Source organism: Streptomyces sp. NBC_01750 (assembly GCF_035918095.1).
Lineage (GTDB): Bacteria > Actinomycetota > Actinomycetes > Streptomycetales > Streptomycetaceae > Streptomyces.
Genome location: NZ_CP109137.1, coordinates 403,583 through 423,905, shown reverse-complemented (window position 1 = coordinate 423,905; position 20,323 = coordinate 403,583). Strand labels below are relative to the sequence as shown.

Annotated in this window: 20 protein-coding genes; 14 read left to right on the top strand and 6 right to left on the bottom strand. The window is 67.8% G+C overall.

Annotated elements, in window-relative coordinates; genetic code table 11:
• The first annotated feature begins 424 nt into the window (after positions 1–424).
• Together OG966_RS01880 and OG966_RS01875 are read left to right on the top strand one after the other, a co-directional pair.
• A complete protein-coding gene (locus OG966_RS01880) occupies positions 425–784 on the top strand; it encodes a hypothetical protein (protein WP_326647538.1) in 360 nt (119 codons plus the stop codon).
• A 223-nt stretch (positions 785–1,007) separates the two neighbouring features.
• Positions 1,008–2,249, top strand: a complete 1,242-nt coding sequence (locus OG966_RS01875; protein ID WP_326647537.1) for a cytochrome P450 family protein — start codon at positions 1,008–1,010, stop codon at positions 2,247–2,249.
• Between the two features lie 446 nt (positions 2,250–2,695).
• On the opposite strand, the gene OG966_RS01870 is transcribed toward OG966_RS01875, so the two are convergent.
• Positions 2,696–3,829: a glutathione-independent formaldehyde dehydrogenase gene (locus OG966_RS01870; RefSeq protein ID WP_326647535.1), complete on the bottom strand. Its 1,134-nt coding sequence runs from the start codon at positions 3,827–3,829 to the stop codon at positions 2,696–2,698.
• A 172-nt stretch (positions 3,830–4,001) separates the two neighbouring features.
• On the opposite strand from OG966_RS01870, the gene OG966_RS01865 reads away from it, so the two are divergent.
• Positions 4,002–4,193 (top strand): hypothetical protein, encoded by a 192-nt coding sequence (locus tag OG966_RS01865; protein ID WP_326647534.1) that lies wholly within the window; start codon positions 4,002–4,004, stop codon positions 4,191–4,193.
• A 362-nt stretch (positions 4,194–4,555) separates the two neighbouring features.
• Here the strand turns inward: OG966_RS01865 and OG966_RS01860 are convergent, their stop codons facing one another.
• Together OG966_RS01860 and OG966_RS01850 are read right to left on the bottom strand one after the other, a co-directional pair.
• The gene (locus OG966_RS01860) at positions 4,556–5,656 is read right to left on the bottom strand and encodes a PP2C family protein-serine/threonine phosphatase (protein ID WP_442806654.1); all 1,101 of its coding nucleotides are present in this window, start codon (positions 5,654–5,656) and stop codon (positions 4,556–4,558) included.
• A gap of 651 nt (positions 5,657–6,307) precedes the next feature.
• Complete coding sequence (locus OG966_RS01850; protein ID WP_326647533.1) at positions 6,308–6,634, bottom strand: plasmid stabilization protein; 327 nt, start codon at positions 6,632–6,634, stop codon at positions 6,308–6,310.
• 428 nt (positions 6,635–7,062) lie between these two features.
• Between OG966_RS01850 and OG966_RS01845 the strand changes: the two genes are divergently transcribed.
• Positions 7,063–7,329, top strand: coding sequence for a hypothetical protein (locus tag OG966_RS01845; protein ID WP_326647532.1), 267 nt, complete (start codon positions 7,063–7,065; stop codon positions 7,327–7,329).
• 406 nt (positions 7,330–7,735) lie between these two features.
• On the opposite strand, the gene OG966_RS01840 is transcribed toward OG966_RS01845, so the two are convergent.
• Together OG966_RS01840 and OG966_RS01835 are read right to left on the bottom strand one after the other, a co-directional pair.
• Positions 7,736–7,927 (bottom strand): DUF6381 family protein, encoded by a 192-nt coding sequence (locus OG966_RS01840; protein WP_326647531.1) that lies wholly within the window; start codon positions 7,925–7,927, stop codon positions 7,736–7,738.
• A gap of 343 nt (positions 7,928–8,270) precedes the next feature.
• The gene (locus OG966_RS01835) at positions 8,271–8,846 is read right to left on the bottom strand and encodes a GNAT family N-acetyltransferase (RefSeq protein WP_406733381.1); all 576 of its coding nucleotides are present in this window, start codon (positions 8,844–8,846) and stop codon (positions 8,271–8,273) included.
• Positions 8,847–9,132: 286 nt separating this feature from the next.
• On the opposite strand from OG966_RS01835, the gene OG966_RS01830 reads away from it, so the two are divergent.
• The 4 genes from OG966_RS01830 (at position 9,133) to OG966_RS01815 (ending at position 12,912) form a co-directional block, all read left to right on the top strand.
• Positions 9,133–10,545, top strand: coding sequence for a family 2B encapsulin nanocompartment shell protein (locus tag OG966_RS01830; protein ID WP_326647530.1), 1,413 nt, complete (start codon positions 9,133–9,135; stop codon positions 10,543–10,545).
• A gap of 114 nt (positions 10,546–10,659) precedes the next feature.
• Positions 10,660–10,914, top strand: a complete 255-nt coding sequence (locus OG966_RS01825) for a hypothetical protein (protein WP_326655556.1) — start codon at positions 10,660–10,662, stop codon at positions 10,912–10,914.
• A 4-nt stretch (positions 10,915–10,918) separates the two neighbouring features.
• Positions 10,919–12,022, top strand: a complete 1,104-nt coding sequence (locus OG966_RS01820) for a family 2 encapsulin nanocompartment cargo protein terpene cyclase (RefSeq protein WP_326655044.1) — start codon at positions 10,919–10,921, stop codon at positions 12,020–12,022.
• A gap of 32 nt (positions 12,023–12,054) precedes the next feature.
• Positions 12,055–12,912 carry a geranyl diphosphate 2-C-methyltransferase gene (locus tag OG966_RS01815; protein WP_326647529.1) on the top strand — a complete coding sequence of 286 codons (858 nt, stop codon included), beginning with the start codon at positions 12,055–12,057 and terminating at the stop codon, positions 12,910–12,912.
• 204 nt (positions 12,913–13,116) lie between these two features.
• Here OG966_RS01815 and OG966_RS01810 read toward each other — a convergent pair whose 3' ends face one another.
• Entirely contained in the window at positions 13,117–14,361 is a 1,245-nt protein-coding gene (locus OG966_RS01810; protein ID WP_326647528.1) for an RNA-guided endonuclease InsQ/TnpB family protein, read from the bottom strand.
• A 27-nt stretch (positions 14,362–14,388) separates the two neighbouring features.
• On the opposite strand from OG966_RS01810, the gene tnpA reads away from it, so the two are divergent.
• From tnpA to OG966_RS01780, 6 genes are all read left to right on the top strand, one after another.
• Positions 14,389–14,850, top strand: a complete 462-nt coding sequence (tnpA, locus tag OG966_RS01805; RefSeq protein WP_326647526.1) for an IS200/IS605 family transposase — start codon at positions 14,389–14,391, stop codon at positions 14,848–14,850.
• 1,170 nt (positions 14,851–16,020) lie between these two features.
• Positions 16,021–16,530 (top strand): DUF5990 family protein, encoded by a 510-nt coding sequence (locus tag OG966_RS01800; RefSeq protein ID WP_326647524.1) that lies wholly within the window; start codon positions 16,021–16,023, stop codon positions 16,528–16,530.
• A 303-nt stretch (positions 16,531–16,833) separates the two neighbouring features.
• Positions 16,834–17,607, top strand: a complete 774-nt coding sequence (locus OG966_RS01795; protein ID WP_326647523.1) for a hypothetical protein — start codon at positions 16,834–16,836, stop codon at positions 17,605–17,607.
• Entirely contained in the window at positions 17,604–17,984 is a 381-nt protein-coding gene (locus tag OG966_RS01790) for a GntR family transcriptional regulator (RefSeq protein WP_326647522.1), read from the top strand. The genes OG966_RS01795 and OG966_RS01790 overlap by 4 nt, the downstream gene beginning before the upstream one ends.
• Before the next feature lie 146 nt (positions 17,985–18,130).
• Positions 18,131–18,646, top strand: a complete 516-nt coding sequence (locus OG966_RS01785) for a SigE family RNA polymerase sigma factor (protein WP_442806799.1) — start codon at positions 18,131–18,133, stop codon at positions 18,644–18,646.
• 214 nt (positions 18,647–18,860) lie between these two features.
• Positions 18,861–20,279 (top strand): hydrolase, encoded by a 1,419-nt coding sequence (locus OG966_RS01780; RefSeq protein ID WP_326647520.1) that lies wholly within the window; start codon positions 18,861–18,863, stop codon positions 20,277–20,279.
• Positions 20,280–20,323 lie beyond the last annotated feature (44 nt).

Sequence of the window (20,323 nt, the reverse complement as noted above, 5' to 3'; positions counted from 1 at the left end):
TCGGGGGCAGGCGGCGCGGGGCGCGGCCGGTGGCCTCATCCTGGCTCCTGCCGCGATCGAGTACTGGCCGTAGCCGTCCGGCTGCCTCTTCCCTCCACGGCATCGCAACTCGCTGGGGTTTCCCCCGCGCAGCCGACTTCAGCCGCGCCTTCCGCACTGCGTACAGCCTTTCGCCGAAGGACTACCGGCGCCAGGCAATCGATCTCGGGAAGTCGACTCACAGCTAAGGGACTTGTGGACCGAGTGCTGACGACTCTCCGGCGAGCTTCCGGGATCCTTTCCGGAGGCGTACGGCCATGACCAGGCCCTGGACGCCGTGCTGCACGCCGTCCTCCGCACAACTACAGGGGAGAACATCCAATGCAGACAACCAAGCGGATCGCTTCCATGGCCACAGGCGGGGTCCTGCTCACCGGCGCTGTCCTTGGATTCGGGGCCGACCGCAAGCGCCGCACCTTCGGTCACCTTCAGCGAGTCTCCCAACGCGAACGGCACGACGATCTACGCCTACATCAACGGCCAGTTCGCCGGCGACGGCAAGTGGCACCAGGACCCGTCCGGCGCCCAGACCGGTGACACCGTCTGCGCCGAGGACGGCACGGGCGACGGCTACTACATCCGCGCCGAACTCGCCGTCGGAGTCTCCGCCAACACCAAGGGCGACCCCGCCCCAGCAGTCCACTGCAACACCGGGAACCTTCCCGAAGGGCACACCTTCAATATGCGGGTCTGTGTGGTGAAGTCCGGGCCCATCTGCTCGAGGTGGTACTCCGTCACCGCCTGACCACCGCCTGACCACCGCCTGACCACCGCCTGATCACCGCCTGACCTGGACCAGGGGCCCCGGTCCGCCATACCGGGGCCCCTTCCCCGCACAGCCGGAAGGGGAACACCCCACCGGAAATCCCGGGATCTACATACTGGGATATATAGCATCAAGCTCGGCAAGTCTGCCGCGCATGATCGCAACGTACTTCCGGGGCATAAGACGTACTACGGGAGGCATGATGAGCCAGCAGCCGGTCCTTCTGCCCTACGCAGACCCGGGCTTCGTGGCGGACCCCTTCCCGCTCTACCGGCAGCTGCGCGAGGATGGCCCCGTGCGGCGCGCCGTCATCGCCGGGGGCCTGGAAGCCTGGCTGGTCACGCGGTACGAGGACGGCCTCGCAGCTCTGTCCGACACGAGGCTGAGCAGCGACATCCGCGACGCTTCCGATCCCCGGCTCATGCGGCAGCTGCCCGCGACGCAGCGCGAGTCCATGCTGCGCAACATGCTCCGCTCCGACCCGCCCGACCACACCCGCCTGCGCCGCCTGGTCTCGAAGGCATTCACCGCACGGAGGGTGGCCGAGCTGCGGCCCCGCGTCCAGGCGATCACCGACCGACTGCTCGACGCCGTCGTGCCGGCCGGCCGCGCCGACCTCGTCGAGGACTTCGCGCTGCCTCTTCCGGTCACCGTCATCAGCGAACTGCTCGGAGTACCCGTGACGGACCGTCACGACTTCCAGCGTTGGACCGACGACATGATCCTGCGCCGAGCGGAGCTGCCGGACCCGGCCGTGGTGGACGCGGCGTGGCAGCACATGCGCTCGTACCTGACCGAGCTGCTCGATGCCAAACGAGCCCGGCCAGGCGACGACCTGCTCAGCGCGCTGATCACCGCCCGGGACGAGGAGCAGCGGCTGGACGAGTACGAGCTGATCGCCATGTCCTTCCTGCTGCTGGCAGCCGGATACGTCACCACCGTCAACCTGATCGGCGGCGGCATCGCCGCGCTGCTCGCGCACCCCGAACAGCTGCAGATGCTGCGGGACGATCCGGCGCTGCTGCCGGACGCGATCGAGGAGTTCCTCCGCTACGACGGACCGGTCAACCCCGGCATCGCCCGGTTCGCGCGCGAGGACGTCTCCATCGCGGGCGTAACCATTCCACGCGGCGCGACCGTGCTGATCGCCTCCGCCATCGCCGACCGCGATCCGGCGAAGTTCCCCGATCCCGATCGCCTCGACATCACCCGGCGGGACAACGCCCACCTCGCATTCGGGCATGGCATCCACTACTGCCTCGGGGCGCCGCTCGCCCGGTTGGAGGGTCAGGTCGCCATCGGCACCGCCCTGCGCCGCCTTCCCGGCCTCGCCCTGGCCGTGGCGCCCGGCGAGCTGTGCTGGCGGCCCGGCGGTCTGCGCGGTCCTGAGCGCCTGCCCGTCACCTTCACCCCGGGGAGCCCGCGCCGGGCCACTCCGGCCTGATCCGGACGACAGCGGCCGTCGACAACTGCCGTCGACGAAGTCATCACCGTGATGACCAAGCGCCTCACCCGCAAAGACCCCCGCACCTTCAGGACGAGGAAGCCCAGCTCAGCGACAGCTGACACGACTCCGTCCCATCGGCCCAGCCATGCCTGGGCGTACCACCGCCGTCATCGCACCCTTACCTCTCACGCAGTGGCCCCGCCTCCGGCGGGGCCACTGCCGCATCCAGGCTCCTGACCGACGCCAAGAAGGAGGCATGACCACCGTGACGGCCGCGGACGACGTGCTCGAGGCCATCCCGTAGGCTCCGGCCGCGCCGGATACACCGCCGCGCTTTGCACGGCCGACGGCTGGGGCAGCGATAACTGGCCTCACTCCGAGCAGCAAGAGGAGCTGATTCACGACGCCGGGCCGCTGGTACGGCGCAGCCGTCGGACCTTCCGCTACGGGTGCAGCACTACCTTCGTGTATCCCTCGATCCGCTTGTCGAACTTCTCGTACGCCGACGGCGCCTGGCCCAGAGGCAGTTCATGCGACACAACGAAGCTCGGCTTCGCCCGGCCCTCGATGATCATGTCGCGCAGGTACCGGTTGTACCGCTTCACGTTGCACTGCCCCGTACCCATCCGCAGGCCCTTTTCGAAGAGCTTGCCGATCGAGACGAGGAGCATGCCGTGCTTCGCCTGCTCGTCAGGGCCTCCGGGGTCGGCCGGGACATAGAGGCCGGGCACGCCGAGCGCTCCGGTGGCCCGGACCGTGCCGACGAGGGAGTTCAGGACGGTCGCCGGTTCCTCGCGGTCGGCGCCGTGCGCCATCGCCTGATAGCCGACGGCGTCCACGCCCTTGTCCGTTCCGACGCCCTCGGTCTGCTCCTTGATCTGCTCCACGGGATCGCCCTCGGCGAAGTTGATCGGAACCGCGCCGATCTCCCGGGCCTTCTCCAGCCGCTCGGGAACCCGGTCCACGACGAACACCTTCTTCGCGCCGCGCAGCATGGCCGAGTAGGCGGCCATGAGCCCGACCGGCCCGCCGCCGTACACGGCGACGCTCTCACCCGGGCGGACTTGAGCGAGTTCACAGCCGTGGTAGCCGGTGGGGAAAATGTCGGCAAGCAGCATGAAGTCGGTCTCGTGCTCGCTTCCCGGCGGCAGCTTCAGGCAGTTGAAGTCGGCGTAGGGAACGCGCAGGTATTCCGCCTGGCCGCCTGGCCAGGGCCCCATGGCGACGTAGCCATAAGCGCCGCCTGCGAAACCGGGATTGACGGTCTGACAGAATCCGGTGAATCCCTCGACGCAATTGGTGCAGAACCCGCAGGCGACATTGAAGGGCATGACCACACGGTCGCCCGCCTTGAGCGCGGTGACGCCTTGGCCGATGTCCTCGATGATTCCCATGTTCTCGTGGCCGAAGACTATGCCGGGCTCGGCCGCGGTACGGCCCTCGTACATATGCAGGTCGGATCCGCAGATTGCGGTGGAGGTGATCCGTACGATCACGTCGTTCGGGTGCTGGATCTTAGGCTTTTCAACATCTTCGATTGCAACGGTGAACGGTCCCTTGTATACGACGGCTTTCATGGCCGCTACCTCCGCTCGGCAATGCACTTATGATTTCTCCCCCCGCCCGCTCTATTTTCGCGGGTGACCCATCTCTCATGATTATCCGCCCTGCGTCGACAGACGGCCCGGTAATCTCGGGAGGAATATCCGCCCTGGTGTCGCACCGCGAAGAGGAAAGGGAGGGCGAGAAGTGGCAGCACAACGACTCGGGACCCTGCTCGTCCCCGTGCCCGGCCTGTCCGGCACCACGTACCCCGCCGGAACGACGGTGGCTGTCCGTGGTCGCGGCGCGACTGTCGATGCCTTTGTCAACGGCGACTGGCTTCCGCTGTCGTGGTGGGAGTTCTCCGACGGCCTCCGCGAGGACATCGCCGACCGCTGACCCCGGCGCGCGAACGGCTGCCCGAGCGTGCGTGTCCCATCGGGCCGGTGCGTCCTTCGGACGCTGCCCGCCGCCGCTGCCTGGCTGTCGTCCGCGCCGTGGCGCGGCGGAAGGGCTCGGGAAACTCCCTTTCGAACGAGTTGTCGAGGACTCTGAGCTCCGTGGGGACCGCCGGCTCTCGTCCACCCGTCCGTACTGGAGTGGGCCTGGCCATCGCAGCCATGTCGAGCGGGTCCCCCCGCCCGCCGCGACCCACGTCGACACCACTCCTCGCACCGTCCACCGGACCAGCCGCTGACCGCCCCACCCGCTTCCGTAGCGGAGCCGTGGGCGAGGCGGCGCCGTGGGAGCTCGCTTCCTGATCAGGCGGCGCGGGGATGGCCGCGCCGGGTGACCACCAGGATGGCCATGTCGTCCTCGTGTTCGCCTTCGGTCCAGCGGTCTACGTCTTTGGTGAGGGCATCCACCAGTGCATCGGGATCCCTGAACCGTCTGCGCATGCGCCCTGAGGAGACCGGATCATAGAAAGTCCCCCGCTTGTCCCGCGCCTCGGTGACACCGTCAGTCACCAGCAGCAGCGAAGCCCCCGGGGGCAGCCGCACCACATCGACAGGCACGGAGCCGACAGAGGTGATATCGCACAACCCCATCCCAAGAGGCAGCTGTGGGATGGGCGGGTCGAGCCGTACGAACTGTCCGTCGTGAACCAGGTACGGCGGCGGATGCCCGCGGTTCACCAGGCTCAGCACCTCGCCGTCGGCGGAGACCTCGGCCAGCACAGCGGTGGTGAAGTCCTCCGTGGAGATCACCGGGCCGCTCCCGGCTGCTGCCCTGGCCAGCGCCTCGTCCATCCGCTGTACCAGCGTGACCAAGGTGGGAGCGTACTCGGCCTCCTGACGGAACGCTCCGATCGCGACCGAGACGGAGGCGACAGCCGCAATACCTTTGCCCCGCACATCCCCGATGATCATCCGCACCCCGAACGGCGTCTCCTGCACCGCGAAGAGATCACCGCCGATCCGCGCCTCGGCCTGCGCGGCCGTATACCCCGCAGCCACGGCCAGCGGCCCGACCTCCTTCGGCGGGTCCGGGAGCACCGCCCGCTGGACTGCCTCCGCGACATCCCTGGCCAGCGCCAGATCGCGCCCTTGCCGCACAATGAGCCGGTTGACCGCGAGAGCCAGTACGCCGATCAAGCCGACCACGGCCAGATCGACAAACAATGGCGTCGCCGGACGTCCGCGTTCGATATCCACCGCCACCGAAATCACGCACGTGACACACACGACGGCGAGCGCGGAACGGAAGGAGAGCGTGGCGCCCGCGACGAGCGGTGCGGCGGCCAGCAGCGGGAGTCCTGTGTACGGCTGGGGCGCGAAGAGGTCCAGTAGGACGCCAGCCATGAGGGCCAGCGCCACGATCATCCATGGCACCTTCGCCAGCGTGGGTTGCAGGACTTTCACGGTGCATCTCCTGCTGCCGGGCCGCGCTCACGACCCGGAAGGAACGCAGCCACCGCACGGTTTGCCTTACCACACCATGTTTGTACTTCCAGCGGCTTCACGTATACGCCTTGTGGGCCAGATGTGCTCGTTGTAGGCACACCCCGTCGGTGACCACGGGCGGCTCACCTGCACTTCTTCCCATCATCTGCCGGTCATCGGACTTCACCGGCCGGGTTTCGCGGCCGGGGCGGGGCGGCGTGGCTTCGACAAGACGATCTACAAATGACGCAACGAAGGAGAGCGACCTCACCGAAGATGAGGTGCTGTGCGCCGGCAAGGACCCTTCGGGAGTCAAGGCCGGCGAGCTGGCGCGGGGCGAGGCAGTCACGATCGGCACCGACGACGACGCACAAGAGATCCTGCGAAGCATGGCCCAGCGCAAGGTCCGCCGCCTGCCGGTGATCCACGGCCACAATGCTCGGCGGAGCTGCCGCCCTACACCTGTCCACGGACCGACCGCCGCGCTTCACGCTTCAAAGGCCGGGCCGCCCCCGGGGTGCGAGGACGTCAGAGGCAAGCAGGGGGTACGCCGGCCTGAGGACTCAACAGCGCGCCGTAGCGAGCTGATCGATGCCGGCTGCCGCGGTCCCCAGCCGGTGGCGCACAAGGTCAGCGGCCCAGAGCTTTGCGCAGCTGCTGCTTGTTCATCGAGGAGCGACCGTCGATGTTGCGCTTCTTCGCCTCCTCGTACAACTGGTCCTTTGTCGGTCCTTGCGCCCCGCTGTGGGACCGCTCGCCGCCGCGCTGGGATGCGGACTTCTTGTCCTGCGTGGAGGTCTTGCTGGCCGTCTTCGACTCACCGGCCCTGGCCCGCTCCTTGTTGACCGTGCGCGAAGCAATCTCCTTCGCGCGCCCCGTGGAGGCGCCGCGCTTCTCGGCGCTCTCCTTGATGTGCTCGTACTGACGCTCCCGCTTGGGGCTGGAACCTGCCGGCATGACACCTCTCCTTACCGTCGGACAGCTCAGTCGACTGAGCTGTGTGGCCTCACTCAGCGCCTGCCCGCGGCCGACAAACACACACCCACGGCCGCAGCCACTACTTCAACCGAAGACCGTTCCCCCCGCGACACGAGACCGCCAACCGAGCGGCGAAGCGCACCGTCGCAAGGATCCGGGGTGGCACATGTGCGGTAACCCGAAATACCGGCTCTACGGCCCCCTTGGACCTCAGGGCATTTTCATTCGGCTGGCCGCCCGCGCCGAGACGCTCGGTGACGTCGGCGAGAGCAGCCCCGAGCGCTGGGAACCTCCCCTGGGCAGCATGGACGTCCATGTGGCGCCGGCCTTGTTCGCACCGGACGATGCCACGCTACGGTCCGTGTTGGACATCGCCCACCGGGCCCACCCACCACGATCTGCCGGGAGTGTCGGTGATCTACCGGGTCGACACACCGCAACTGCCCACCAGGCGCACCCACCGGGGGTTCGTCGACGGCATCGGAGAACCCGACATCGAAGGCAGCGGCGTAGACATGGCCAACCTCTTCCCGGGGCCCGACCACTACGGCTACCTGCCTGGCTTCGGCGCCCATCAAGGCCGGCGAGATCCTGATGGGCTACGTCAACCAGTTGGGCCGGCCGCGCTCATGGGTTTCAATTCGATCGTGGAACGCGCCGTTCGCGGCTACTGACCGTCAAAGCGTGGTGTCGTGAGGGCTGACGGCTGGTGATCCCCGCCCACGAAGTGAGGGCGAATGTGCCCAGGGGAGGCGGTGAACCCTCGGCGCCGACGATGGCGGAGGGGAAATTCCGCGCACCACGTGGGGACGCAAGTTCCGGCGGCCGCCGGGTCATCGATGGCCACGGACTGGTGAGCACGGTGGCGCCATCCGATGCCGCCTGCGCATCCCAACTCACAGGTTGGCGAGCTGCTTCATGCCCTCTCCGCAGACTGATCTGACCAGAATGTGCTCCAGACGCACAAGATCGGCCGGCGGCCTGGTTCTGTACGCGAGCGTTCTCGCCAACAGAACCAATCGCCTCTCGCGCGCCTGGAGGATCGCGGGGGCAGCCACCGGCCGGTGTACACAGACGCGGTTACATCATGGGGTCGATGTTCCCGCTGCCCATGCCGCTTTGCTGCTCGCTCTGTTCCTTGAGCCGACGGGCCTTGTCCTTCAGCCGCTGGCGCTCTTCCGGGTCAGTGGTGCGCTCCGCGGCCTGCTCCATCTCCTGGGCCTTCTGACGCATCTGCTCGGCACGTCCGCCGGACTCGCGTGCAACGCTCATGATCACTCCTTGGTGAGACGGGGAGAGCGGCTCACACCAGCGAACCAGCGCCCCCGCCCCCGCGCATTTCGAACGGTCACTCACGGCGATCTCCGCAGCTCGGAAGCCGTGTCGGCCACCCAGTTCTGCGCGACGGTACACGGACAATGCGCGCATGATGGCGTGGCGCGGATATCGCTACCTGGGCCTCATACAGGCCGAGGAATGGGCGAAGTCTGGTCGTGGGTGGAGGGAGCCCTGGACGAGCACCGCGTCCGGAGCCTGGCCGGCATCTCGTGGCGATCAGCTTCACGCATCCCACGGCCTGTACGGCACCGCCGCGGCTCGTGAATATCGGCAGTGGTCAGCCTTGTTGGCGGAAGTCCAGCATGTAGAAGACCTTGTCGTAGCGGCGTTCACCGACGGCGACGAAGTCGGGGAGACGGCCGTATTGGGTGAAGCCCAGCGACCGGTAGAGGTGCAGGGCATTGGTGTTGTCGCCACGGGCGTCCAGGGTGAGGACCTCGATACCCGCCGCCCGGGCGTCAGCGATCAAGGCAGCGGTCAGCGCTCGACCTACGCCACGACCATGGGCAGCAGCATCTACCGCGATCTTCTCCAGATCGGCATGTGGCCGATGGGTCGGTCGGGCATAGCGGAGCCAGTACCCCAACCCGACAAGCCGACGTCCGAGGTAAGCGGCACGCAGGGCCGCCTCCCCGGCCCGCACCGCAGAGACGACGTGGCCGAGAAGTTCCCCCACCTCGTCCCGCGAGGGTGGTTCGACCCAACCCAGTGCGGCACCTCCACTGACCAGGTCCGCCAGGATCCGGTGGGCCGACTCCGCCAACCCGGCCTCCAGCTCCGGATCGGAAGTCAGCTCCATGGCGTCAAGGATGGCGGGCTCAGTGGTCACACCGCCGGTCATGGCCGGATTCATGACCAGCAGCCTAGCCAGTCGCCCAAGGCTCACCCGCGATCCGCGATCCGCGATCCGCGCTCCAGCTTCGGCTGCAGCCCCTCGCCATCAGCTGCTCCACCCGCGCCCGAGTTCACCTACGACGCCGACCACGATCGACCGCACGTGGACATTCGTGCGAAGAAACGACACGGTTGCCCGGCTACCCCGGACAGGAAAGGGGCATTCGCCTTCTTTCGTGTGATGACAGGCGAAGTGATTAAGAAGGAGGGTAAGTCGGCACCTACAGGAGAGCTGAGGATCACATATGACCGTCGAAGCCGACCGGGAAGCCGTGCAAGCACAAGCGTCCGTGCAGCAGAGTCTGGCGACGTCCGCGGCGCGGAACCTGGCGACGACCGCGAAGTCCGTTCCGCAGATGCAGGAGACCTCCTCGCGGTGGCTGCTGCGGATGCTGCCGTGGGTGGATGTCCAGGGCGGAACCTACCGGGTGAACCGGCGGCTGAGCCATGCCGTGGGCGACGGGCGGGTGACGTTCGTGCAGACCGCCGGGCGGGTCTCGGTCATCCCGGCCGAGCTGGGGGAGCTGCCGGCGCTCAGGGGGTACGGCGACGAGGCGGTGCTGGGCGAGCTGGCCGGTCGTTGCGAACAGGTCGACTTCGCGCCGGGCACGGTGCTGGCCCGTGCCGGCGACGCGAACGACCGCGTCTTCCTGCTGGCGCACGGCCGCGTCGACAAAGTTGGCAGCGGACCGTACGGCGGAGACGCCGTTCTGGGATTCCTGGCCGACGGCGCCTACTTCGGCGACCAGTGTCTGACCGAAACGGAGCCGGTCTGGGAGTGCACGTTCCGCGCCACCACCGCCTGCACGGTGCTGGTGCTGTCCAGGAGGGACGTCGACAACCTCGCCGCACGCGCCCAGTCGCTGGGCAGCCACCTGGACACGGTCGCGGAGCTCCCGCAGCAGCGCACCAACAGGTACGGCGAGGCGGCGATCGACCTCGCGGCCGGACACATGGGCGAGCCACTCATTCCCCACACCTTCGTCGACTACGAGCCCAAGCCGCGCGAGTACGAGCTCTCCATCGGGCAGACGGTCCTGAAAATCCACAGCCGCGTCGCCGACCTCTACAACGATCCGATGAACCAGACAGAGCAGCAGCTCCGCCTCACCCTCGAGGCGCTGCGCGAGCGCCAGGAACACGAGCTCGTCAACAACCCGGAGTTCGGGCTGCTCAGCAACTGCGACTACGCGCAGCGCCTCCAGCCCCATGAAGGGGTGCCCAGTCCCGACGACATGGACGAGCTGCTCTCGCGGCGGCGCGGCAACAAGTTCTTCCTCGCCCACCCCCGTGCCATCGCCGCGTTCGGCCGCGAGTGCAACAAGCGCGGCCTGTCCCTGGAGCGGGTGGACAGCGGTGGCCACCGCATCCCTTCCTGGCGCGGTGTGCCGATCTATCCGTGCGGGAAGATCCCCGTCAGCGAAGCCCGTACGACCTCGATCCTGTGCATGCGCACGGGTGAAGACGACCAGGGCGTGATCGGGCTGCGGCAGTCGGGGATCCCTGACGAGATCGAGCCGAGCCTGTCGGTGCGGTTCATGGGCATCGACGAGCAGGCGATCATCTCCTACCTCGTGACCGCCTACTACTCGGCCGCGATCCTGGTTCCCGACGCTCTCGGCATCCTGGAGAACGTCGAAGTCGGCCGCTGGCGCTGACCGGAGCCACAGGCACCCCAACCGCCCGCTGCCCCGGCACGGCCGGCCGCGCGCAGCGTCCGCGGCCGCTCGGGCCCTCGCCCACGTATGACGGCCCACGCAGGGATGCCCCGCATGCCTCGCACGCCCGGCGACCAGCAGGCGCGTCCACCCGCCTCGTCCGAAAGGCACTCCTCGCATGACCCGAACCAGTGGCGCCGACGTCCCCCCGTGGACGTGGAACGGGCCGCCGGCAGCCCACCCACCAGTCCTCCCCACGGCCCCGACACTCCATGCGACCGAGCAGGCTCCACCGACACCGACACCGACACCGACACCGACACCGACACCGACACCGACACCGACACCGCCCTCGCACGTCGCGCTTGAGCGTCTGCTGGCCAGCCCCGCCGGGCTGGGCACGGCCGCCGCCCGCGCCTTCCGCCCCCTCACCCAGTTCACGACGTCACAAGCGGCGCAGCCCGCCCGCCAGGACGAGGTCCCACCGTCCGCCATGCAAGACCCCTCGGCCGGCCAGGACACGGCGGTGCGGATCCCGCCCCTGTACTGCCCCGACGCGGTGCGTGACGACCCCGCCCTCGGGGAGGAGGTCAACAACCGCCTGGTCGACTGGGCCGCGGAGATCGGCATCTTCACGGGCCGCCTCGAACGCCTGCGCTCGCACCAGTTCGGGCGCCTGTTCATGCTCGCGCATCCCGACTGCGACGACCCCGACCGCCTGCTGGCCGCGGCACGCTGCGGGCTCGCGGAATGGTCCGTGGACGACCACTGGGTCGACGAGGGCGACGACACGGAACCGGAACTCCTGGGCTCCCGCCTCGCGATGGCCCACGCGGTGATCGACCCGGTCCGCCTCCCCGCCCGCTACCTCGCGCAGTTCGAAGAACTCGTTCACCGGCAGCCCGTCCTGCGCGCATTCCGATCCAGCCTCGCCCACCTGTCCCAGATCGCCAGCACCACCCAAGTGGCACGTCTGCGCCACGAACTCGACGTCATGTTCGTCGGATACGGGCAAGAAGCCGAATGGCGCAGCAGCGGGCGCAGGCCCGCGGTGTGGGAGTACCTCCTGCACCGTTACGAGAACGCCTTCTACCCCTGCATGGTGCTGATCGACCCGGTCGGCGGCTACGAGCTGCCCGCCCACGAGTTCGCCGATCCCACCGTGCGCCGCACCTACCTCTACGCAGGCATGGCCAACGTCCTGCTCAACGACCTCTACTCGATGGCCAAGGAAGACCCCGCAGACACCAACCTGCCCAACCTCATCGCCGCCGAGGACAACTGCTCCCTCCAAGAAGCCGTCGACCGCACGGCAGCCATCCACGACGAACTCATGCACACCGTCGAGGCCGACTGCGCCGTCCTGGCAGCGGCCGGCTCCCCCCAGCTGCGCCGCTATCTGGCGGGTCTGTGGGCGTGGATGGGCGGCAGCAAACAGTGGCACGCCACCAGCGCCCGCTACCAGAACACGAACTGAACCCGTAAAGAACCCGGCAAAAAGGAGAACCCATGACCGTCCAGAACACCACCACCCATCCCCTGCGCAGCCTCTACCAGAAGTCCGTCGCCACCTACTGGAACCAGGAGAGGAACCCCGTCAACCTGCGCCTGGGCGAGGTCGACGGCATCTACCACCACCACTACGGCGTCGGCGACGTGGACTGGTCCGTCCTCGAGGGCCCCGAAGAAACCCGCCAGGAACGCCTCACGGCGGAGCTCCATCGCCTGGAATGCGCCCAGGCCGACCTGCTGATGACCCACCTCGGCGACATCACCCCTGCGGACCGCCTCATGGACTCCGGTTCGGGCAGGGGCGGCAGCAGCTTCGTCGCCCACAGCCGCTTCGGCTGCCGAGTCGACGGCGTCTCCATCTCCGAAACCCAGGTCGCCTTTGCCAACGGCCAGGCCGAGGAACGCGGGGTGGAGGACAAGGTCCGCTTCCACCTCAAGAACATGCTCCACACCGGCTTCGAGAGCGACAGTTTCCAGGCTATCTGGAACAACGAGAGCACCATGTACGTGGACCTGGCCCTCTTGTTCCCCGAATACGCCAGGCTGCTCAAGCACGGCGGTCGCTATGTCACTATCACCGGCTGCTACAACGACGCCTACGGACTGCCGTCCCGGGCTGTCAGCGAGATCAACGCCCACTACATCTGCAGCATTCATCCCCGCAGCAGCTACTTCAAGGAAATGGCCGCCAACCGCCTCGTCCCCGTCAGCGTCATTGACCTGACCGCGGCCACCATCCCCTACTGGGAACTGCGCGCCAAGTCACCCCTGGCCACTGGCATCGAGAAGGCCTTCCTGGACGCCTACAAGGACGGCAGCTTCCAGTATCTGCTGGTCGCAGCAGACAAGGTCTGAACCGCGCCGGCCATCGAGCCGCCTGGCCCCAACACCTCGGCCGGCCCCCAGGGGGAGAGCCTGTTCACACCAGTCCCTGAGGGCTGACGCCCGTGCCCTGCGTGGGCGGCCGTGGAGCAAGTTGCCTTGTGCTCAGGCGCTCTTCCAACAAGCTCTGAGCCTGAGCCCTGGTAGCACCAGCAGTGCCTTGACGTGCTCCCTGGCTTAAAGTCCAGGGGTTCCGGTCTGGGTCGTCTGACCCTTCCGGGGGCTTCCTGCTTCAACGCGCTGTGCGGGCACGTGTGCCCGTCTTACTGGCGCTCCACAGGCGTTTGGCGTCTCCACCCGTCCGGTGGCGACGATTCGGCGTCCTTCGAAGAGGACGTTGCGGCTTGCGTTGTGGTCGCGGTCGTGCACGGTGGCGCACGCGCCGCACGTCCACTCCCTAACGTGCAGGGGCTTGGGGCCGTCCCGGGATCCGCAGGCCGAGCAGACCTGCGAGGACGGGAAAGCACGGTCCACCTTGGCGAAGGTGCGGCCGTGCCTGACCGCCTTGTACTCCAGCATGCCGACGAACGCCGACCACCCCGCGTCGTGCACGGACTTGGCGAGCCGGGTGCGCCCGAGGCCGGACACGGCAAGGTCTTCCACATACACCGCTTGGTTGTCGCGAATGATCTGCGTGGAAGCCTTGTGGTGGAAGTCCCGGCGCCGGTCCGCCACCTTGGCGTGCCGGCGTGCGACCTTGAGGCGGGCCCTGGCCCGGTTCTTCGACCCCTTGACCTTGCGGGACAGCTCCCGCTGAAGGCGCTTGAGCTTCTTCTCGGCGCGGCGCAGGAAGCGGGGGCTGTCGATCTTGCTGCCGTCGGACAGGACGGCGAAGGCGGACAGGCCGAGGTCGACACCGGCCTCGGTCTCCAGGCCGGGGAGGATGTCCGGTTCGGTGTCCACGACGAAGCTGAGGAAGTACCGGCCGGAGCTGTCCTTGGTGAGGGTCAGGGACGTGGGGGCGGCCGGAAGCCGGCGGGACCACTTGGCCTTGAGGTTGCCGACCTTGGCCACGTACACCGTGCCGTCGTCCTGGAGGGAGAAGGCGTTGGTGTTGAGGCGGACCGACTGCCGGGTGTCTTTCTTCGATTTGTAGCGGGGAGGGCCGACCTTGCGGCCCTGCCGCTTGCCTTTGACCGAGTCGAAGAAGTTCTTGCAGGCGGTGTCCAGGTCCCGCAGAGACTGTTGCAGGACGACCGCTGACACGTCGGCGAGCCAGGCGCGTTCCTCGGTGCGCTTGGCCTGGGTGATGCGCAGCCGGGACAGCTCGGTCGACTTCACGTACGGCAGTCCTGCCGCGTGCGCTTCCTTCCGGTCGCGCAGGCAGTCGTTCCACACCACGCGGGCGCACCCGAACGCACTTGCCAGCGCCCGGCGCTGGGAGGCGTCCGGGTAGGCCCGGTAGTTGTAGCGGAGCTGCACACCTCAGATCCTACGACGATTGGTCTCATGGATAAGGAGAACGACTACAGGCATGGCAGGCACGTCGCTTCGGCCGTGCAAGTGCACTTGGTCTTCGTGACGCAGTACCGGCGTGGGGTGTTCAACCACGAGATGCTGACACGCTGCGAAGAGATCATGCGCAAGGTCTGCGAGGACTTCGAAGCGGAGCTGAAAGAGTTCAACGGCGAACGCGATCACGTCCACCCGCTGATCAACTACCCGCCCAAGGTCGCCGTCTCGAAGCTGGTCAACAGCCTCAAGGCTGTCTCCGCCCGCCGGATACGGCAGGAGTTCACCGGCCGGATCACCCGCGCCATCATGCACGGGCACCTGTGGTCACCCTCGTATCTCTCCGCATCGTGCGGCGGAGCACCATTGGCCATCGTCCGCCAGTACATCGAACAGCAAAAACGTCCGCTCCAAAGTGCACGTCAGAGCAGTCTTGAGATGCATTCATCCCCGGCGTGAACGCCGGGGCTTTCTGCAAGAGTCTCGGTAACCCACTGGATGAATAACCGGGACTGTAAGAAGAACGTCTACAGACCCAGCGCCGGCCGGGGATGAGCCGCCACGGACCGGTGTACTCGAGGCCGCAGTCCGCGCAGTGGGTACGGAAAGAGGGTGACGGCCGGCCCGAGATTCCCGGCCGGGCAGGCAGCGAGCCGCTGCTCCTCGATGGTCGTGACCAGCTGATGCTCGACTCCGGAAGGCGTCGGTCACCGGCGCTCGGTTTCGCGGCACCGGTAGCCGCTGACCGCAATGCGGCACCAGGCGTGCGTTCAAACGGGTTTGGGCGTGCTCGGCGGCGGCTGTGGCCGGTCACACGAGGGGATGGTCTCCATCCGGCGCAGTACGGATTCACGCTTGTCGTGGCCGTTCTCGGACTGCCTTCGCCATTCTGGCTCATCGCGTCGGCAACTGGGTATCTCCCTACAGGAGTTACGGGGGCGTGGATGATGGCGGATGAGCAGAATTGCGGCCGCACTTGGCTGAGAGCCCGAGAAGCCGCAGCGGTCTGTCGTGTGCGTCAAAGCTGTGTCCACAAGGTCGCCGAAGCTCACGGGGTACGGTGCGAGACGCGGACGGGGCACGGCACGTGGGGAGAGAGCACAACGCGGGTGTATCACTCCGAGGACTTGCTGCACCTGGCTGATGCCCTTGGCAACGGCACAGCATCCATCGACCCGAGCTGGCGGACCGGTACCCCTCAAGGGCGGCGAGCCCATCTGCGTGAGCTGCTCACGGGATGCGGGTGTCTCCTGTTGATCGTGCTGGTGTTCGTCCTGTTGTGCGTGTGGGGGCTCTCCAGCGACCAGCCAGGGGGCGAGACCTCGTACTGGCATTGAACCTGGCGACGCAGGTCACGTCGCGGCGCCGCTCCGGCCGCACGTGGCCGCCGCTGACATTGCCCGCAGTTCCTTGAACTTTTTCACTTGCCGCCGCATCGCCCGGAGTTGGGCCGAGCAACACGCTCCGACTACGTAGGCAAGACCGTCGACCGGGACGCGCGCCGAGGCGCTGGGACGGTCCGCCTTCGTCTTCCTCCTGACGGAGTACGAGTCGGCTTGCGTATCGGGAGAGTGGGCCCAGGCGGACCGCGACGTGCCGGGTGCGGACGATGCCGGGATGATGGCCGGTATGCGCATCCGTATCGACGCCGTCGACCTGCCCGGCCTCACCTGCCCGGCCCCCGCCGACGGCAACGTCTCCGTGTACGGCAACATCCACGTCGCCGTACAACGCCGCGACCGTCCGGCAGAACTCCTCGAGCCGCAGCCCGGCGACGCCAAGTCGGCAACCTGGACCCTGGAGTGCACCGCGACCGCCTCGCCGACCGGCATCGACGTCAAAGGCCCCTATGTGCAGGACCGTCTGGGCCGCCGGTTCATCTACCTGTCATGGGGCACGGTCGACGATTCGGGCGTCTTCACCATGTTCCGCCGCGCCAAGCTCATGCTCGACGTCATCCCGGCGGAGGTGCTCGCCGCCGCCGCCCGCGACGGCATGCTGGTCGGACGCCTCGGGCTGAGCGACGCATGCGGCAACCCCCTGTGCGCACGGGTTGTGCCCCCGCATATCACCTGGACCGCCGAACCCGCCGGACCCGCCGAACGGAGCGCTGAATCACGCCCGGCCTCCGGCGGGTGAGCCCCGGCCGATCACCGTCGGCCGGTTGGGCACGCAGCTGGGGACGCTCCGCCGCGGCCGGCGCGGCGTGACCCGAAGCGGCTCCTCGGTGAACTGGGAGGAGTAGCCGGACAGTTCCGGCCAGGGCGTGCTGTAAGTGCTGGGCATGGCCACTCGCCCCAACTTGTATCGAGCTATTGACACAAGATTCCGCCCCGGTGCATCTTGTACTAACTGATCGATACAAGCAGGGCTTGCGGCAGGCAGCGTCCGCAAGCGCCGGGCGCAAGCCGCGCAGCCGTCACCACTCACTGGGGTCCGCATATGCTCGGTACCGACCGGCCCGAATCCCGCCTCCGTGCCCGCGCCGACCGCTACGCCCGCTGGGCCGGTCTGGCCGTGGGCGTCGTGGCCGCACCGCTGTGGGCCACCATGGACATCACCAATTACCCCCTCTTCGACGCGGGAGTGCCCTTGGTGAGCTTCGCCACCGTTGTCGGTCTGTGCGCGGTGGGCGGCGTCCTGCTCGGCGACACCCTCACCCCCCGCCCTCGGGAGGCGGTACGCACCGCCAGTCTCACCCCGCGCCGGGTCCGGGACCACGTGCCGCCCCGTATCACCCGTCTACTTCTCCTCCAGGCGGTATTCCTCGTCGTGCTGGTGGGCATCGGGGATGTCACGGCCACCCAAGACGCCACGGACCGGGCGATCGGGGCTATGGCTGACGGCGGCTGTGACGGGACCGAACCACCTGTCATCCTCTGGCCCGGCATCCTCGACAGCCGCCAGATCCTCGGCTCTCTCGTCACCGGCACAGTCGCCTGCGCCTGGGCCCTGCGCCGTGTCGCCCGTCGTGGGGGCGACGACCAGCAGCGCCGCGACCGCTCGTGGGCGATCATCGCAGCCTGGGGGGTGTTGGTCTCGGGCCTGTTGTTGGTCGTCGTTTTGATGATCGCCACCTATCTGGCGGACAGTAACTGCGCCGGCATGATGGGCTCCGTCACCTCTATGGCGATCTACCCCCTGGGCCTGCTCTCCCTGTTCACCCTGGGATGGTCTCTGTTCACCGTGGTGGTGCCCCGGGTGGCCCGACGATGACCGCACTCGCCGTCCGCGTCGACACCACCAGCCCGGTACCGCCGTACGAGCAGATCCGCGTCCAGCTCGCCGCCCTGATCACCACAGGCCGACTTACCGAGGACGAGCGCCTGCCGACCGTGCGTCAGCTCGCCACCGACCTGGGCCTGGCACCGGGCACCGTGGCCCGCGCATACCGCGAGCTGGAGACCGCCAAACTGATCCGCACCCGCCGTGGCGCAGGCACCCGGGTCGCAGCCCTCCCGCCCGCACCGAAGCACCCCGACCAAGTCCAACTCGCCGCACTGGCCGGGGACTTCACCGCAGCCGCCCGCGCTCTGGGCGCCGACACCGAAGCCATCCTGACCGCCGTCCGCAAGGCCCTGGACTGGCCATGACCGGCCCCGCCATTCGTGTGGACACCACCCGCCCGATATCGCCGTACGAGCAGATTCGCGCCCAGCTCGCCGCCCTGCCTGGGCTCTTCGAGGCATGAGCCACCGCGATCAACCCATTGGCAACGTAAGGAAACCGACACGTGGACCTGCCCAAGCACCAGGACAAGGTGCTGGAATTCGAGGAGTACGTACGTACACGGCAGGATGCGCTACTGCGCAGCGCCCGGGGTCTGGTCGCCGACCCGCTCGATGCGCAGGATCTGCTGCAGACCGCGCTCGTACGCACGTACGGCCGCTGGGACGCCATCACGGACAAGCGCCTGACGGACGCCTACCTGCGCCGCGTGATGATCAACACGCGAACCGAGTGGTGGCGGGCCCGCAAGCTGGAGGAGGTCCTCACGCAGCAGCTCCCTGACGCATCCGTCGAGGACTTCACCGGACAGCACGCCGACCGTGCCCTGCTGATGGACGCCCTCAGAGTGCTCGCCCCGAGGCAGCGCAGTGTCGTCCTGTTGCGCCACTGGGAGCAGATATCCACGCAAGAGACGGCCGCCGCCCTGGGCATGTCGATCGGCACTGTCAAGAGCACGCTGCACCGGGCACTCACTCGCCTCCGTCAGGAACTGGAGCTCCGCGACCTCGATTCCAGCTCGGCATGAGCCCCAAGTTGCGGGTGCGCAGCCGCGGACCGTCACGAATGACGACCATCGTCTCCCAGCGGCACACCCGGATCCACGGACAGCCCTCCCGCCGCGGCCGAAACACCTCCGCGGCAGCAGAGCCTGATCGTGCACCCATGAGGTGCCTGTTCAGGCAACAGTGGTGCCCCAAGGCTTGGTGACCTGGCGTGATCCCACCGCATACCGTCCCCACGTGAGCCTTTGGACTTCGCTGGAGCCCGCCTCCAGCACCGTGGACCCCGGCGGCAGCACCAAGGCGCGGCTGCGGTTGCGCAATACCAGTGATGTGGTGGACGAGTACCGCTTCGAGCCGGTGGGTGATGTCGCGCCCTGGACGACGGTGGAGCCGCAGACGCTGCGGCTCTACCCCGGTACGACGGGCACGGTGGAGTTGACGTTCGCGCCCCCGCGCAGTCGGGATGCGACGGCGGGGCCGAACCCATATGCGGTGCGGATCACGCCGACCGAGCAACCCGAGGCCTCCACGGTCCCCGAGGGCAACCTGATCATCACGCCCTTCACTGAGGTGAGGGCGGAGCTGGTGCCGCCGACGGTCAAGGGGCGTTTCCGGGGGCGGCCCAAGCTCGCCGTCGACAACTTGGGCAATACCAAGCTCACGGCCTCGATCAGCGGCAGCGACAACGGCGATCATCTCTCGTACGACATCCACCCCAGCAATATCCAGATCGAGCCGGGGCGCGCCGTCTTCGTCAAGGCGACGTTGAAGCCGCGGCATATCATCTGGTTCGGCTCGAAGGAGCAACGCCCTTACGCTCTCGCGATCCAGCGCTCCGGGACCGGGCCTCAGCCCGTCGAGGGAACGTACGTGCAGCGCGGGTTCCTGCCCCGTTGGCTCGCCACTTTCCTGGGCGTCTTCATGGCGCTCGCGATCACTTTCGTGATGCTGTGGATCGCGTACAAGCCCCAAGTCCGCAGCGCCGCCGCGGAGAAGCTCCAGGAGGCGGGCATCAGTACGCTGGAGCCCAGCCCTTCGGTCTCTGCCCAGCCCGTGGTGCCGCCGCCTCCCTCGAGTTCTGCGGCGTCCCCGACTCCGACGCAAGCCGGCGGAGGTGGTGGTGGCGGGGCCACGGACGAAGGCAAGACGAAGGAGACGACCAAGCCTCCGGAGGACACTGCGGCGACTGCTGTCGAGCAACTGGCTGCGGAGGACCCGGGCCGGCACATCTGCTATCGGGCCTATGTAACGGGCAAGGGCTGGACGGATCCGGTGTGCGACGGCGCCATGGCCGGCACGGTGGGCCAGAACAGGCCGATCAAGAAGCTCAACATCGCGGTGTCCGACACCAAGGGCACGGCCGCCAGCGCCTTCGTCCACGACCCCAAGTCGAGCAACGGCCGGGGCCATTACAATGCGCCGTGGTCGGGCGCGGTCGACGGCATCGACAACTACATCGGCAGCACGAAGAAGGACGCCCCGTACATGCTGGGGTTCGTCATCAACGTCGGCGACGGCGCAGTCTGCCAGACCGCGCACGTCCACAACGAGGGCTGGCACGGCCTGGGCTGCGACGAACCCGGCGGGGACAACTGGATCTTCGGCGGGACCCTGAGCAACTCGCTCTGGCTTGAGGCCGTCAAGTTCACCGTGTGACGCAGCCCCTGGCCGACACGTGCCGGGAGCGGTACGGTGACCCG

Excerpts from the sequence above, each read along its gene's own strand:
- OG966_RS01875 (WP_326647537.1), top strand. The coding sequence starts at position 1,008 with ATGAGCCAGCAGCCGGTCCTTCTGCCCTACGCAGACCCGGGCTTCGTG.
- OG966_RS01870 (WP_326647535.1), bottom strand. The coding sequence starts at position 3,829 with ATGAAAGCCGTCGTATACAAGGGACCGTTCACCGTTGCAATCGAAGAT.
- OG966_RS01850 (WP_326647533.1), bottom strand. The coding sequence starts at position 6,634 with ATGCCGGCAGGTTCCAGCCCCAAGCGGGAGCGTCAGTACGAGCACATC.
- OG966_RS01840 (WP_326647531.1), bottom strand. The coding sequence starts at position 7,927 with ATGAGCGTTGCACGCGAGTCCGGCGGACGTGCCGAGCAGATGCGTCAG.
- OG966_RS01835 (WP_406733381.1), bottom strand. The coding sequence starts at position 8,846 with ATGAATCCGGCCATGACCGGCGGTGTGACCACTGAGCCCGCCATCCTT.
- OG966_RS01830 (WP_326647530.1), top strand. The coding sequence starts at position 9,133 with ATGACCGTCGAAGCCGACCGGGAAGCCGTGCAAGCACAAGCGTCCGTG.
- OG966_RS01825 (WP_326655556.1), top strand. The coding sequence starts at position 10,660 with ATGCCTCGCACGCCCGGCGACCAGCAGGCGCGTCCACCCGCCTCGTCC.
- OG966_RS01815 (WP_326647529.1), top strand. The coding sequence starts at position 12,055 with ATGACCGTCCAGAACACCACCACCCATCCCCTGCGCAGCCTCTACCAG.
- tnpA (WP_326647526.1), top strand. The coding sequence starts at position 14,389 with ATGGATAAGGAGAACGACTACAGGCATGGCAGGCACGTCGCTTCGGCC.
- OG966_RS01800 (WP_326647524.1), top strand. The coding sequence starts at position 16,021 with ATGCGCATCCGTATCGACGCCGTCGACCTGCCCGGCCTCACCTGCCCG.
- OG966_RS01795 (WP_326647523.1), top strand. The coding sequence starts at position 16,834 with ATGCTCGGTACCGACCGGCCCGAATCCCGCCTCCGTGCCCGCGCCGAC.
- OG966_RS01790 (WP_326647522.1), top strand. The coding sequence starts at position 17,604 with ATGACCGCACTCGCCGTCCGCGTCGACACCACCAGCCCGGTACCGCCG.